We start from the raw sequence: 13,949 nt of genomic DNA, 5'->3' as shown, positions 1-13,949 counted from the left end.
GCCGGGATTGATCAATGCGTCGCAGGGTGAGGCCCGGTCCACAGCCCGCGATCGGTTCATGCTCGCTGTCACGCAGGATGCGTGGCGGTTCGACGGGTATCTCATCGCTGAAGAAGTCGCTCAGCGAGATCGGAAATACCTCGAGAATCTTGTTCAGCGAGCTGACGGAGGGGCTGACCGCGTCCTGCTCGACCTGCGAGATGGTCGAATTGGTCACCTTAGCACGCTTGGCCAGTTCACGCTGAGAGAGGCCATGACGCGTGCGCAGTTCGCGCAGCCGCTTGCCCAGCGTGCGAAGCGCTGCCATTTCCTCGTCTGCCATTTTCTCGTCGTCAGTGGGCTGCGCTGCCTTGCCGGCAGTGAGAGGTTCGGGGGCAGTAGGGGAGCTATCGTGCGACATCAGTGGTGCCTGATTGAGTGAGCATGCGCGCAGGCTAGCACGCGGGCGGGAGCCGTGGCAGTGCCCCTCGCCAAGGCCAAGTGTGCTCATCTGCCGCTTGTGGCTCAAGGCGAGCGACTGCTGCCCCCGGCGCTGAGCGTCTCGAGCAGATGGCGCCCTTGATCATCCTCATGATGCCGGCGTGCGATGCACGGCAGCCATAGGCAGAAGGTGGCACCGCCACCGGGCGTATCTTCCAGCCATAGCCTGCCCCCCAGCTGGGTGATCAAGCCCGATGAGACGGATAGCCCGATGCCCGAGCCATTGGCACGCGTGGTGAAGAAGGGGGTGAAGATGCGCGACTTCAGATGCTCGGGCACGCCTGCGCCGTGGTCGATGACGCGTATCTCGACTCCCGCCACGGGGGCGAGCTCTGCTCCTGACGCTTGCACTGAGGCTGACACTGTCGCTGAGGCTGACGTATCCGGACGGCTGTCTGGCTCGCCGTTCATTTCGGCCAGCGCCGCATCACGATCACGGCTGGTGATGCACAGCGTATCCGGCGCAGGCGCCATCTCGATGGCGTTGATCAGCAGGTTGACCAGCACCTGGGTCAGTTGGGCGCGATCGGCCTCGATCAGGCGAGTCGCCGCCAGCTCATGCTGCAATTGATGGCCATGATGATCCAGCGCGTGCCTGACCAGCACCTCGACACTGTGGATCGCCTCATCGGGATGAATCTGGCTGAGGTGAGGCGCGCCGAGTGACGGCGTCAATGAGTTGCCGTCGCCAATGTCGTTGGAGGCGAGCGGGTCGCGCGCGTACTGACGCAGGTTGTCGACCAGCGCGCGAATGCGCTCGACCTGATGGATGATGGTGGCGATTTCCTCGCGCACCGGCTCGGCCTGTTCACCGAGAATCACCTCGATCAACTCGACATGACCGAGAATCACGGCAGCGGGGTTGTTGATCTCGTGGCCGATACCCGCCGTCAGTTCGCCCAGCGCTGCCAGTTTCTCGCGGGTCAGCAGGCGCGCACGCGCTTCACGCAGCAGGCGGACGTGTTCCTCCAGTGCCTGACTGCGTTCTCGCAGCGTGGCGGTCTGGGCGCTCAGATCGCGGGTGCGATCCTCCACCTGGGCTTCCAGCGTCTGGGCCGCGAGCTGTATCTCGTGGCGGTGCGCTTCCAGTCGCGCCAGCATGGCGTCGAATTCCTCGGCCAGTTCATCCAGCTCATCACCGTGCCGTTGCGCCGGCCCCAGCGAGGACAGCGGGCCTATGCGCAAGCCTTCCTGTGAGGGGGTATCACGCACGGCATGCACTACACGGCGAATCTGTCGGATCGGCTGCATCAGGCGCTCGATGCTGCTCCATACCAGCAGTACCCCCAACAGACTGACCGCGATCAGCACCAGGCTGATATGCGTCAGCGTCTCGCGATAGAGCCGCGCGTAGGGCGCCTGCGGATAGCCTGCGTAGATCATGCCGATCCGCTGACCATCCAGAGAATCCAGCGGGGCATAGGCGGCCACGAACCAGTCACGAACCACGAAGGCACGATTGATATAGCGCTCGCCATTGCCGATCACCTGACGCTTCACCTCCAGCGATGCGCGTGTGCCCAGTGCACGCTCGCCGCTGGCATCGGTGACATTGGTGGCGATACGGACATCATCGAGAAACAGGGTGATGGTGCCGGTGCCATCTTCCGGCAGGGTGCCGGGGCCATAGAGTAGATCGCGGATTTCATCGACCAGACGCGGGTCGCGATTGAGCAGGCGGCCCGCATCCAGCGCGCCCAGCAGCTTGCCCTCGCCATCGAGGATGGGCACCAGCGCCCGCAGCAGCATGCCGCGGTTTTCCTCGCGACGGGCACTGGGTTGTGCGTAGGGCGTCTGGCGCAGCGCAAGGCGCGCGCGCTCGGCAAGCGCAGGATCCAGCGTCGCCAGTGAATCGCTGGACAGCATGTCGAGGCCATCCAGGCTTTCGCCGCGCGCCAGTTGCGGAATCAGCGCGGCGACGCCGGGTGTCTGGCGCAACTGCTCGGTGGGCAACCAGCGCAGCCAGTCGGCATTGAGGGTGTCCCGCATGGTAACCAGGCGCGGCACCAGGCGTGGCAACAGCTGCGCGGTCTGCTCATCGGGTGCCACCAGCTGGCGCAGGTTGCGACGCATCGCTTCCAGGCCATCACGCAGACGCTGATGCTGGCTCTGCAGCGTGCGGCTGGCGACATCGAGATCGCTGCGCACGTTCATGTACAGCTGGCGGTCGGTATAGGCTGTGGTCCAGTAGGCGGTCAGGCCGACCAGCGCCAGCATCAGCGCCAGCAGCGGCGCCAGTGTCAGCAGCAGCAGCCTGCGCCGCAGCGAGCCGGCGAAGTAATGGCGCAGGCGCTTGATCATGCGCTGCCGTCGGCTCCGTAGGGAGTGGCAGACGCAGTGGAGGTGGCGGGTTGATCGCTCTCAGTACCGCTCCCAGCATCACTCTCAGTGCCATTCTCAGCGCCGCTGTCCTCACTGATTTGCTGCTCGGCGCGCCAGGTGGTCAGCTTGCGATCCAGTGTCTTGCGCGAGATGCCCAGTTGGCGGGCGGCGGCTGACTTGTTGTTGGCATGTCGCTCCAGCACTGCGCACAGATGGGCCTTTTCCACCGCATCCAATGACCACTCGAGCGGATAACCGCTGCTGGTGGCCTCTTCCTCGGCGGAGGTGCACGCGTCTCCGCTGTCGCCCCATGCCAGGTGGCCTGATGCCGGTTCGGCCTGCGCGTCGGCCGGCAGGGTATCGCCGGGCAGGCGGCCGAGCAGCAAGGCGCGCTCGATGACGTTCTTGAGTTCCCGCACATTGCCGGGCCAGGAATAGTGGCACAGGCGAGTGAGATCAGAGTGCTGCCAGGGCACGGCGGGGAGATTGAGTTCGCGCGACAGCTGGCGCGAGAAATGCTGGGCCAGCGCGGGGATGTCCTCCGGGCGCTCGCGCAGGGCCGGCAGCGTCAGGCTCAACACGTTGAGGCGATAGTAGAGGTCTTCGCGGAAGCGGCCCGCGGCCACCTCCGTTTCCAGTGTGCGGTGGGTGGCGGCCACGATACGCACATCGACTGCCTGTTCCTGCTCGCCGCCGACGGGGCGCACGCGGCGCGTTTCCAGCACCCGCAGCAGCTTGGCCTGCATCGCCAGGGGCATCTCGCCGATTTCATCCAGGAACAGCGTGCCGCCATCGGCGAAGCTGAACAGGCCATCTCGGCCTCGATGCGCGCCGGTGAAGGCCCCCTTGAGGTGGCCGAACAGTTCGCTCTCCAACAGCTCCGGGCTGATGGCGCCGCAGTTGACCGGCACGAAGGCACCGCGCCGACCGGACAGGCGATGCAGATCACGCGCCGCCAGCTCCTTGCCGGTGCCGGATTCCCCCAGGATCAGCACCGGTGAGGGCGCAGGGGCAACGCGTGCGATGATATGCGCCAGCTCCTGCATGGCAGGGCTCTCGCCCTTGAGGCTGGCCTCTTCCTGCTGATGGCGGGCATTGTCGCGACGGAGCAGGAAGTTTTCCCGTGTCAGCTGGCGGCGCTCGAGGCAGCGGTCCAGCGCGGCCTGCAGCTGTTCGAGACGAAACGGCTTGATGATGAAGTCACAGGCCCCGGCCCGCAGTGCGCGCACAGCGGTCTCGAGATCGGCATAGGCCGTCATGAAGATGACATCGCTGACCGATGAGGGCGCAAGGGCTTCATCCCAATCCAGGCCATCACGCCCCGGCAGGCGAATGTCGAGCAGGATGAGGTCGAAGTGCAGACGCGAGCGCAGGGCTTCGGCCTGCTCGACACTCTCGGCGCATTCGATCAGCGCGAAGCGCGAGGACAGTGCCTTCTCCAGATAGCGGCGCATGCCTGGCTCGTCATCGACGATCAGTACCGAGGCGGTGGGGAGGGGGTCGCTGCCGCTACGCCGGGTCTCACGGGGTGTGGAGGGGGCGTGGGCAGTCATGGCGTTCCTCGGGTCAACAGGGCAGTAATAATGGTCGCAGGGGAGATCATCTCTATCATGCGGGCATTGTGGCGTGCTGCTCACTGGTAATCTAGCGCTGGATGGCACATTGCTGCCTCTTTCTGCTTGCGCTTGCCACAGGCGAAGCCTTGCAGCCTTGTCAGCATGCGGCGCTGGCAGGCAGGATTGCCTGGCTGTCCCGTTGCGCTACGCAAGGCTCGGCGATGACGCGTCAATCGGGTCGTCATGGGTCAGCGGTGGTCGTGACTGGAGTTATTGTCAGTATTTTTCCTGCCCTTCCGGCAGTGCTATCCCAGCATCGCCATCCGCCCCGCCAGGGTTAGCGACAAGGATAGCGACGTCAGCAGGGCGACAGGGGTGACAGGGAGCCAGCCTGCTGGAGATGTTTCCGGTATCATCGCCGGCTGTCTTGCGTGCCAGCCCATGTATCAGCCCGATGCCAAAGCTCTGAAAGCCTCTGATGGATGGCAGGTCTTGTCACGAGAGCGCTTTCGGCATGTCGTTTGCACAGTCAGCATTCACGTTGATGTCATCAATACCGTCACGCCATAAAAAATATTCAGGGAGCATCCCCATGCTGCAACGCCATACATTGTCTTCTCGTCGCCTGCTGGCCACTCTCGCAGGCCTGTCATTCGGTGCGCTGAGCATTCTGCCGGCCCAGGCGGCCGACGACATCATTCGTCTGGCCACCACGACCAGCACCTACAACTCAGGCCTGCTCGATCACCTGCTGCCGGAGTATGAACAGGCCCACGATGTCACCATTCAGGTCATCGCGGTCGGTACCGGCAAGGCGTTGCGCATGGGGCAGGATGGCGATGTGGATCTGGTGATGACCCACGCCCCGGGTGCCGAGCGCAAGTTCGTCGATGCCGGCTACGGCATCGAGCCGCATGGCGTGATGTACAACGACTTCGTGCTGCTCGGCCCCGAGTCGGACCCGGCGGCCATTGACGGCATGCAGGATGTGGACGCGGCACTGGGCAAGATCGCCGGCGCCAATGCCGGCTTCATCTCGCGCGGCGATGATTCCGGCACCCACAAGAAGGAATTGGCCTTGTGGCAGAGTGCCGATGTCACCCCTGACTTCTCCGGCTACAAGGCCGTCGGCCAGGGCATGGGCAAGGTGCTGAGCATGGCCAGTGAACTGCAGGATTACACTTTGAGTGACCGTGGCACCTGGCTTGCGATGGAAGACAAGCTCGAGCTTGAGATTCTGGTCGAGGGCGATGCGCGCCTCTTCAACCCCTATCAGGTGATTCTGGTCAATCCGGCCAATCATGACGGACTCAATACCCGTGGTGCGCGTGAGCTGGCCGAATGGCTGATCTCCAGCGAAGGGCAGCAGGCAATCGATGATTACCGTCTCAAGGGCAAGGCGCTGTTCCATGCCAGCCACGGCGAGACCGGCTTCGATGCTCGCCAGACAGCGGACCGCGCCTCTGAGCGCACGCCGGTGAAGGCGCAGGACGTACAGGCTGAGCCGCGTTCGTGAGCTTGTGGCAAACCACGCAGGAGGCCTTGAGCCTCCTGCTGAGCATGGATGGCGCGCTGTGGGAGATCATCGGCGTGTCGTTTCGTGTCTCGCTGACGGCGATGCTGATCGCGGTGCCACCGGCACTGTTGATCGCCTTCGTGCTGGTTCGCTGCGCCTTCCCGGGGCGCTGGCTGCTGATCTCGCTGATCAATACCCTGATGGCCGTCCCCACCGTGGTGGTGGGGCTGCTGCTGTTCATCCTGTTGTCGCGCGCTGGACCGCTGGGTGATTGGCATCTGCTGTTCACCCAACCGGCGATGGTGATCGGGCAGATTCTGCTCGCCCTGCCGATTCTGGTGGTGATGCTGCATGCCGCGCTGGCGGGCGTCGACAAACGTGCCTGGGAGACAGCCTTGCAGCTGGGGGCGTCGCGCCGGGCGGCGCTCTGGCGGCTGGTGATGGAGGCCCGTTTCGGCGTGATGGCGGCGTTGGTGGCCGCATTTGGTAGAATCATCGCTGAAGTGGGTTGCGCCATGATGGTGGGTGGTAACATTGCCGGTTTCACGCGCAATATCACCACGGCCATCGCGCTGGAAACCCTCAAGGGCGAGTACGCCCAGGGGGTCGCCCTGGGCATGGTATTGCTGGTGCTGGCACTGGCGCTCAATCTGATGCTGGGGGTGTTGCGCGGTCGCGGTCAGCTGGCGGTGCAGGCCTGACCCTATGCCCCGCCGCCAGTCACGTTCTGCTCCCCCAGTCTGAAAGCCGCCTGCCAACCCGTTGAGACAAGCACACGCCAGCACTGATCGCGTCAGGCTGAATCGTCGTATGGAGTCATGATGTTCCCCCCTAGTTCTTCGTCCTCGTCTGTTCCCCCGGGCGACCCCTCCAGCCCGGTGACGGGGACTGGCTTCGCGCAAGCCTCGCCGTCTGTTGCCCGGGCACTCGCTGCCGACGCAAGCGTTGCTCCCCTGTTGCGCGTGCGTGGCCTCGAATATCGCTTGCCGTCTGCGGCGCAAGTCTCCGGCGAGGGCGTCGAGGCGCAAGGGCGCCTGTTATGGCATGTGGCGGCGCTGGATTGGGCACCGACCCCAGCGTCCGGCTGGGTGCACCTCAAGGGTGACAACGGTAGCGGCAAGACCACGCTGCTGCGCGTGCTGGCAGGCATGCAGTCAGCGACCGGCGGCAAGCTTGAATGGCAGACCCGTGACGCTCATCCGGTGCGCTACCTGCATCAGCAGCCGTATCTGTTCGACACCAGTGTGGCCGGCAATCTGGTGCTGGCGGCTCGCTGGCAACCCGACAGCGGCTCTGCCGGGCAGCAGCGTGATCAGGTCGAGGAGATGCTGCGCTGGAGCGGGCTGAGCGATCAGGCCCGTCAGCCGGCCCGCTCCCTGTCGGGTGGCGAGCGAGCGCGACTGGCATTGGCGCGCGCCTGGTTGTCGCGTCCGCCGGTGCTGTTGCTGGATGAGCCTGCCGCCAATCTGGACCAGGCCGCTGTCGAGCAGTTGGCGCTGCGACTGGAGCAGATGTGCCAGCAGGGGTGTGCGGTGATCCTCTCCTCACATCAGGACAATGCCTTGAGTCAGGGCTCGAGTGAGCGCTGGACGCTGAGCGCTGCCAGCCTGCACACTGAGCCCTCAGCGGGCTGAGTTGCCTTCAATAGCTGAGCCTTCGGCTAGGCGCCTCAAGCTTCAGAGCTGAGAAAGCCCTGTTCATCAGCCGCTTGCACTGGATGCCCTGCCAGCGGCCCTGCTGCATGATATTACCTGCGCCTTTGCGCACTCGACCGGGATACGCCTTCATGCCGAGCTCCAATCACACCTCTGACGCCATGCCACTGCCGAGCGATGCCGAGCAGCTCAAGGCCTCGCTCACGCCTGCCAATATCACCGGGGTGGTGCTGGCCGGCGGCCAGGCGCGGCGCATGGGTGGCGTCGACAAGGGGCTGGTCACGCTCAATGAGGTGCCGCTGGTGGCGCATGTACTGGCGCGGCTGACCCCTCAGGTGGGCGAGCTGCTGATCAATGCCAACCGCTCGCACTCCGAGTATGCCGCCTATGGGCATCCACTGGTCGAAGACAGCGAGCAGGGCTACCACGGTCCCCTGATGGGCATGGCCAGTGCGCTGGCGGCAGCGCGGACGCCCTGGGTGATGATGGTAGCCTGCGATGTGCCGCATCTGCCCAATGAACTGGTCGAAACGCTGAGCGTGGCGTTGATCGACCAGGCCAACGGCGATCAGCTGGAAGGCTTCAGTGTCGAGGGCGGTCACGCGGTCGATGCCGGGCCCGCGCTGCTGGCCGTGGCGGCAGACGAGTTTCGTTACCATCCGGTGATCTGTCTCATGCATCGTGGCCTGCTGCCGTCTCTGCAGGCGGCGCTGGCCGCTGGCGAGCGCAAGATCGACCGCTGGTTCGATCAGCATGTCTGGCTCAAGGTGCAGGCGGGCAGCGAGCAGGACTTCGCCAACCTCAATACCCTTGAAGAATGCCGTGAGATGGAAGCCGGCTTGCGCTGAGCGCGCTTCATTCCTGACGTTCCTAGCGTGTCATCCGTTCCCGCTTGCACGCCCAGGGTGTGTCATTGTGATGCAAGTAGTCATCGCCGGAAGCGTCTCTTCAGGAGTCTGGCGGCTTATTGTCTTTGCCTGTCAGGATTTGATGGCCTCGGGGTTGCACCTTTCACGTGTCGTGTCTGGCGGTTCTGGCGGGTATCTTGCCACTCAGCGTCGTTGCCCCCATTGAACCCTTGTTCATGTCGAGCCGTTCCCCATTGAAATGAGCGCCATGCGTGTTCACCTTCATGGCATCCGCTCAGCCCGCAGCAGTCATCGTCATCTTTTCCCTTGCGGGCGCGGGAGCGCTGCGGTGAACCCGTCGACAGGCCGCCATACGCCGGAATCACCAAGAGAACCTTCATGCCTGAGTCTTCCTCCACGACTGACCAGCGTGCTGATACCGCTGTCAGTGCTGAACATTCCTCCCCCCGCAGTGATGCTCCCACGTCGCGTGGTGATATTTCTCATGAGGTCGGGATGTCGCCCGCCTGGCAGGCACGTCTGGCGGCGTCAGCGTGTCCGCTGCTGGGCATTGCAGCCTGGAGCGGCACCGGCAAGACCACGCTGCTCGAACAGCTGCTGCCCGAGTTGAGCGCGCGCGGCCTCCGCGTCGCCGTGATCAAGCATGCGCATCATGCCTTCGATGTCGATACGCCGGGCAAGGACAGTCATCGCCTGCGAACGGCGGGTGCCGTGCCGATGCTGGTGGCGTCCGCCAGGCGCTTTGCGCTGATGATGGAGACGCCGGACCAGGCGGAGGCCGATCTGGAACAGCTGGTGGCGCAGCTCGAGGGGCTGGAGGTGGACCTGATTCTGGTCGAGGGCTTCAAGCAGTGGCCGCTGCCCAAGCTTGAACTGTACCGCGAGGCCGTAGGCAAGCCGCTGAGAGCCCCGGAGGACCCCTGGATTCATGCGCTGGCGACACCGGCGGCGCAGCTGCCGACTCGTGAGGATGTGCCGCAGGACCTCAAGCGGCTGGATCTTGACGATCCTCAGGCGCTGGCCGCCTGGATCGCCGCCTGGCCGGTGCACTGGCGTCTGGAAGGCGGCAAGCCGCGTGGCGAGGTGGGCGCATGAGCCTGTCGTGTTTCGATCCACGTTTCGGCGAGCGCATGCTGAGTGTCGATGAAGCCTTGAGCGTGCTGGGAGAGAGCCTGGCGGGCGTGATGCGCACGCCACGCAGCGAACGTGTCCCCCTGGCGCAGGCGCCCGGACGTGTGCTCGCCGAGACGGTCATCTCGCCGCTGGATGTCCCGGCACAGACCAACGCGGCGATGGACGGCATCGCGCTGGCGCGGGCTTCATTGCCAGATGCGGCGAGCGGCGAGCCTCTGAGCGATCGTGGCGAATTGAGCGTGATCGGCAGCTCGCTGGCGGGCCATCCCTGGGCGGGCCGAGCGCTTGCCGCGGGGGAGGCCATGCGCATCACGACTGGCGCGGCTCTGCCCACAGGCGCCGACACCGTCGTCATGCAGGAGCAGCTCGAGTATCACTCCGCGCAGAGCGAGGGAAGGGACGAAGGGCAGGGCGAGGGCTTGATTGAGAGCGAAGCAGGCGAGCGGGTGGTGATCGAGGGCGTGACCAGCATTCGCCGTGGCCAGAATGTGCGTCAGGCCGGAGAGGATATCGCGCGCGGCAGCCAGGTGATGGCGCTGGGCCAGTGGCTGACGCCTGCCGCCGTGGGTGTGCTGGCGTCGCTCGGACTCGCCGAGGTCGCCGTCTATCGGTCACTGACGGTGGCGGTCTTCTCCACCGGTGACGAGGTCACTGCCCCCGGCGAGACACTGCCGGCTGGCGGCATCTATGACGCCAATCGCTTCAGCCTCGTGGCGCTGCTGCGCGATCAGGGCATCGAGGTGCTGGATCTTGGCATCCTGAGCGATGACGAGGCGAGCGTGAGTGCTGCCCTGCATGATGCCGCGACGCGTGCCGACATGGTCATCACCTCCGGCGGCGTGTCGGTGGGCGAGGCCGATCATGTGCGCAGTGCCCTCGCTGCCTGTGGTGAACTCGCGCTGTGGCGCATCGCCATGCGTCCGGGGCGCCCGCTGGCGTTCGGCATGTTGCGTGCCACTCCCGCCGGCACCGAGTCGTCATCTGGCCAGGTGCCGTTCTTCGGCTTGCCGGGCAATCCGGTGGCGACCATGGTCACCTTCCTGCAGTTCGTGCTGCCCGCGCTGCGCCTGTTGTCGGGCCAGCAGCGGTTGGCGAAGGGTGAGGCGAACGCCTCCGCGACGACGCTGGCGCAGTGGCAAGCCCCGCGCCTGCAGCTGATCGCCGGCGAGACGCTGCGCTCACGTGCCGAGCGTGTCGATTATCATCGCGGGCAGATCGTGCTGGATGATCAGGGGCGGCAGGTGGTGATGACCACGGGGCGGCAGGGCTCGGGTATTCTGACCTCGATGTTGCTGGCCGAATGCCTGATCGAGATTCCCGCCGGCTGCGCTACGCTTCACGCCGGCGAGCCGGTCATGGTGCAGTGGCTGGGCAGTCGAGGCATCGTCTAGGCGATGCCCGCACAGTGGTCACGCCAGCTGATTCATGAAAAGATAGTCTGCTAATTTATTGGCCAGTCCTGTCCATCAGGGCTTGCCTGCCTGTTTCTTCAGGCTTTGGTATTTCTGAGATTGCCGCCAGTCAGGCGCACCCGATACGGATACGAGACAGCTCATGAGCCTTACTCATCTCAACGCACGCGGCGAAGCCCATATGGTGGATGTTGCGGACAAGCAGGAAACCCGCCGCGAGGCGCGAGCCAGCGCACGCGTCAGCATGCTGCCTGCCACGCTCGCACTGCTCGCCGAAGGTGGCCTGCCCAAAGGGGATGTGCTGGCGACGGCGCGTATTGCCGGTATCCAGGCGGCCAAGCGCACTCATGAGCTGATTCCGCTCTGTCATGCCTTGATGCTCTCCAAGGTGACGGTCGACTTCACGCTGGACAGCGCCAACAGCTGCGTGGAAATTCAGGTGCTGTGTCGCCTCAATGGGCGTACCGGTGTCGAGATGGAGGCGCTGACGGCGGCCTCGGTGGCGGCCTTGACGCTCTATGACATGTGCAAGGCGGTCGACAAGGGTATCGTGATCGGCGATATCCAGCTCGAGACCAAGACCGGCGGCAAGAGTGGTGACTGGCAGCGCCCGGAGGAGGCCGCCGCTGTCGAGCAGACGCCGGTTGAGCCAAGCCGGACTGAATCAAGCTGGGCCGAACCAAGCCGTGCTGCAACAGCTGAGCCTATCGAAGCGACAGCGGGACAGGCCGCTCCGGCGGCACGCGGCGATGCCACCGTGCGGGTTCTCTTCCTGGCGGAACTGCGGGAACGTCTGGACCTCGATAGCCTGGCGCTGAACCTGACGACGCTGTCCCAAGCGACGGTCGGGGGCCTGAAGCGCACCTTGGCGCTGCGTGATCCGCAGCTTGAAGCGCTCAATGACACTCGCGTGCTTTGCGCCGTCAATCAGGACATGGTGCGCGATGACCACCCACTGAATGCCGGTGATGAAGTCGCCTTCTTCCCACCGGTGACGGGGGGCTGACATGACCCAGGTCGCAAACGAAGCCGCGCAGGCCTTTTCGGTCAGCATTCAGGCCAGCGATTTTGATCTGCGTGTCGAGCAGGACGTCCTGACGCGTGGGCGCGGCGATATCGGTGCCGTGGTGTCCTTCACGGGGCTGGTGCGTGATTTCAACCAGCGACCGGATGTCGTCGCGCTGACGCTGGAACACTATCCCGGCATGACGGAGCGTAGCCTCGAACGTCTGATCACAGAGGCGCGCGAGCGCTTCCCGCTCACCGGGGTGCGCATCATTCACCGTGTCGGACGGCTCGAGCCCGGCGACAATATCGTGCTGGTACTGGTCGCCAGTGCGCATCGTCAGGCAGCCTTTGCCGGCTGTGACTTCCTGATGGACCATCTCAAGTCGCGGGCGCCTTTCTGGAAAAAGGAGCACACCGCCACAGGAGATTATTGGGTACGGGAACGCTCGAGCGATCGCGAGGCACTCGAGCGCTGGCATCCAGAGTCTGCGGTGATGGCAGAGGGTGGATCGGTAACCCCCTTTGCTGAGCAACAGAAGGCTGATGACTCATTGGCCGAGGCCAGCCGCGAAGAGCGACAATCAGCGCTGGCAACACCCAAGTTTTCGGGAGAGTCATGATGGAAACCCTGGTCGATGACTTCGGTCGTCGCATCCGCTATGTTCGCCTGTCAGTGACGGACCGCTGTGACTTTCGCTGCGTCTATTGCATGAGCGAAGAGATGACCTTTCTGCCGCGTGACGAGGTCTTGAGCCTCGAAGAGATCGCGTTGCTGGCGCGTGCCTTCGTGGAATTGGGAGTCGAGAAGATTCGCCTGACCGGCGGGGAGCCGCTGGTGCGGCGTGATATCGGCAAGCTGGTCGATGAAATCGGCGCGCTCGAGGGGCTCAAGGACTTCTCGATGACCACCAACGGCGCTGGGCTTGCCAAGCACGCCGCGCAGCTGAAGGCCGCCGGCATGTCACGGCTGAATATCAGCCTTGATTCTCTGGACCCGGAGCGCTTCAAGGCGCTGACGCGTACCGGCGACCTGGACAAGGTGATCGCCGGCATCCGTGCTGCGCGCGAGGAAGGTTTCCGCATCAAGCTCAATGCGGTAGTGCTGAAAGGGCGCAATGATCACGAAGTGGTGTCGCTGGTCGAATTTGCGCGCGAGGAAGGGCTGGACATCAGCTTCATCGAAGAGATGCCGCTGGGTCAGGTCTCGGATCACGGTCGTGAGGAGACCTTCTGCTCCAGTGATGATGTCCAGGCGCGCATCGAGACGCGTTATCCGCTGATTCCGACGCTGGAAGACAGCCTGGGGCCGGCGCGCTATTTCCGCATGGCGGACAGCGAATCACGGGTGGGATTCATCTCACCGCACAGTCATAACTTCTGCTCGACCTGCAACCGTGTTCGCGTCACGGTGGAAGGGCGGCTGTTGCTGTGTCTTGGCAATGAGCACTCGCTAGATCTGCGTGACATCATGCGTCGTCACCCGGGTGACATCGAGCCACTCAAGGCCGCGATCATCGATGCCATGCACCTCAAGCCCGAACGTCATCACTTCACGACGGATGGCGATGTCCAGATCGTTCGCTTCATGAACATGACGGGAGGCTGAGTCCTTTTTCGTCATCAGTCAGGGCGCTCATGGTGATCGAGCCATCCTGGATAACTCACAGGCGCTCACAAGAACCCCGCTATCAAGCGGGGTTTTTGTTGGTCTATCCTATGGAAACACTGCCTTGCTTTTGACAAGGCTTGTTAGTTCATATTTAGCGCTTATACTTTGCTGCATTATCACATCCAATGCGATGACTCGCAGGGATTCCAGCTCAGTGCATATGGTGGAGGTAGCGAAATGACAGCCGATTCTCTCGAAAAGATCGCTCGTAACAAGAATGTTGCTCGTGCAGCAGCGCGTCAGCTGTCCATGGAACAACTGCACAAGCTCTCCGAGGTCATCAATGAGGTGATCGAGCAGAAAGCCGAAGAAGATGAGCAGCGCCGCG

At 63.9% G+C, this 13,949-nt stretch carries 10 protein-coding genes and 2 pseudogenes; 9 read left to right on the top strand and 3 right to left on the bottom strand.

Features of this window, described 5'->3' with window-relative positions:
• Window positions 1–97: 97 nt before the first annotated feature.
• The 3 genes and pseudogenes from CDPAHKCJ_RS13510 to CDPAHKCJ_RS03375 all read right to left on the bottom strand — a co-directional run.
• Window positions 98–307: pseudogene (locus CDPAHKCJ_RS13510) on the bottom strand (helix-turn-helix domain-containing protein); the annotation flags it as partial.
• Between the two features lie 197 nt (window positions 308–504).
• Window positions 505–2,781, bottom strand: a complete 2,277-nt coding sequence (locus tag CDPAHKCJ_RS03380; RefSeq protein WP_166018576.1) for a cache domain-containing protein — start codon at window positions 2,779–2,781, stop codon at window positions 505–507.
• On the bottom strand, window positions 2,778–4,355 hold the full coding sequence (locus tag CDPAHKCJ_RS03375) for a sigma-54 dependent transcriptional regulator (protein ID WP_166018575.1): 1,578 nt from the start codon (window positions 4,353–4,355) through the stop codon (window positions 2,778–2,780). Before CDPAHKCJ_RS03375 ends, CDPAHKCJ_RS03380 begins: the two co-directional genes overlap by 4 nt.
• A gap of 595 nt (window positions 4,356–4,950) precedes the next feature.
• On the opposite strand from CDPAHKCJ_RS03375, the gene CDPAHKCJ_RS03370 reads away from it, so the two are divergent.
• The 9 genes and pseudogenes from CDPAHKCJ_RS03370 to moaA all read left to right on the top strand — a co-directional run bounded on the left by CDPAHKCJ_RS03370 (window position 4,951) and on the right by moaA (window position 13,558).
• On the top strand, window positions 4,951–5,874 hold the full coding sequence (locus tag CDPAHKCJ_RS03370) for a substrate-binding domain-containing protein (protein WP_166018574.1): 924 nt from the start codon (window positions 4,951–4,953) through the stop codon (window positions 5,872–5,874).
• A 26-nt stretch (window positions 5,875–5,900) separates the two neighbouring features.
• Window positions 5,901–6,575 (top strand): ABC transporter permease, encoded by a 675-nt coding sequence (locus CDPAHKCJ_RS03365; RefSeq protein ID WP_240916620.1) that lies wholly within the window; start codon window positions 5,901–5,903, stop codon window positions 6,573–6,575.
• A 120-nt stretch (window positions 6,576–6,695) separates the two neighbouring features.
• Entirely contained in the window at window positions 6,696–7,508 is an 813-nt protein-coding gene (locus CDPAHKCJ_RS03360) for an ATP-binding cassette domain-containing protein (protein ID WP_166018572.1), read from the top strand.
• Between the two features lie 152 nt (window positions 7,509–7,660).
• The gene (mobA, locus tag CDPAHKCJ_RS03355; protein WP_240916619.1) at window positions 7,661–8,377 is read left to right on the top strand and encodes a molybdenum cofactor guanylyltransferase; all 717 of its coding nucleotides are present in this window, start codon (window positions 7,661–7,663) and stop codon (window positions 8,375–8,377) included.
• A 516-nt stretch (window positions 8,378–8,893) separates the two neighbouring features.
• Window positions 8,894–9,493 carry a molybdopterin-guanine dinucleotide biosynthesis protein B gene (gene mobB, locus CDPAHKCJ_RS03350; protein ID WP_166018571.1) on the top strand — a complete coding sequence of 200 codons (600 nt, stop codon included), beginning with the start codon at window positions 8,894–8,896 and terminating at the stop codon, window positions 9,491–9,493.
• Window positions 9,490–10,923 (top strand): gephyrin-like molybdotransferase Glp, encoded by a 1,434-nt coding sequence (glp, locus tag CDPAHKCJ_RS03345; protein ID WP_166018570.1) that lies wholly within the window; start codon window positions 9,490–9,492, stop codon window positions 10,921–10,923. Before mobB ends, glp begins: the two co-directional genes overlap by 4 nt.
• 163 nt (window positions 10,924–11,086) lie before the next feature.
• Complete coding sequence (gene moaC / locus CDPAHKCJ_RS03340; protein WP_166018569.1) at window positions 11,087–11,950, top strand: cyclic pyranopterin monophosphate synthase MoaC; 864 nt, start codon at window positions 11,087–11,089, stop codon at window positions 11,948–11,950.
• A gap of 1 nt (window position 11,951) precedes the next feature.
• A pseudogene (locus tag CDPAHKCJ_RS03335) lies at window positions 11,952–12,413 on the top strand (molybdenum cofactor biosynthesis protein MoaE); the annotation flags it as partial.
• Between the two features lie 155 nt (window positions 12,414–12,568).
• Complete coding sequence (gene moaA / locus CDPAHKCJ_RS03330; RefSeq protein ID WP_166018567.1) at window positions 12,569–13,558, top strand: GTP 3',8-cyclase MoaA; 990 nt, start codon at window positions 12,569–12,571, stop codon at window positions 13,556–13,558.
• Window positions 13,559–13,949: the final 391 nt, after the last annotated feature.

The sequence above is a fragment of the Cobetia sp. MB87 genome (assembly GCF_011319755.1).
Lineage (GTDB): Bacteria > Pseudomonadota > Gammaproteobacteria > Pseudomonadales > Halomonadaceae > Cobetia.
The sequence above is the reverse complement of the archived record's forward strand: the minus strand, read 5'-3'. Positions and strand labels throughout refer to the sequence as shown.

What these genes read in the sequence shown, in the direction of transcription:
- mobA (WP_240916619.1), top strand. Translation starts at nt 7,661, where the DNA reads ATGCCGAGCTCCAATCACACCTCTGACGCCATGCCACTGCCGAGCGAT.
- moaA (WP_166018567.1), top strand. Translation starts at nt 12,569, where the DNA reads ATGATGGAAACCCTGGTCGATGACTTCGGTCGTCGCATCCGCTATGTT.
- glp (WP_166018570.1), top strand. Translation starts at nt 9,490, where the DNA reads ATGAGCCTGTCGTGTTTCGATCCACGTTTCGGCGAGCGCATGCTGAGT.
- moaC (WP_166018569.1), top strand. Translation starts at nt 11,087, where the DNA reads ATGAGCCTTACTCATCTCAACGCACGCGGCGAAGCCCATATGGTGGAT.
- CDPAHKCJ_RS03360 (WP_166018572.1), top strand. Translation starts at nt 6,696, where the DNA reads ATGTTCCCCCCTAGTTCTTCGTCCTCGTCTGTTCCCCCGGGCGACCCC.
- CDPAHKCJ_RS03380 (WP_166018576.1), bottom strand. Translation starts at nt 2,781, where the DNA reads ATGATCAAGCGCCTGCGCCATTACTTCGCCGGCTCGCTGCGGCGCAGG.
- mobB (WP_166018571.1), top strand. Translation starts at nt 8,894, where the DNA reads ATGTCGCCCGCCTGGCAGGCACGTCTGGCGGCGTCAGCGTGTCCGCTG.
- CDPAHKCJ_RS03370 (WP_166018574.1), top strand. Translation starts at nt 4,951, where the DNA reads ATGCTGCAACGCCATACATTGTCTTCTCGTCGCCTGCTGGCCACTCTC.
- CDPAHKCJ_RS03375 (WP_166018575.1), bottom strand. Translation starts at nt 4,355, where the DNA reads ATGACTGCCCACGCCCCCTCCACACCCCGTGAGACCCGGCGTAGCGGC.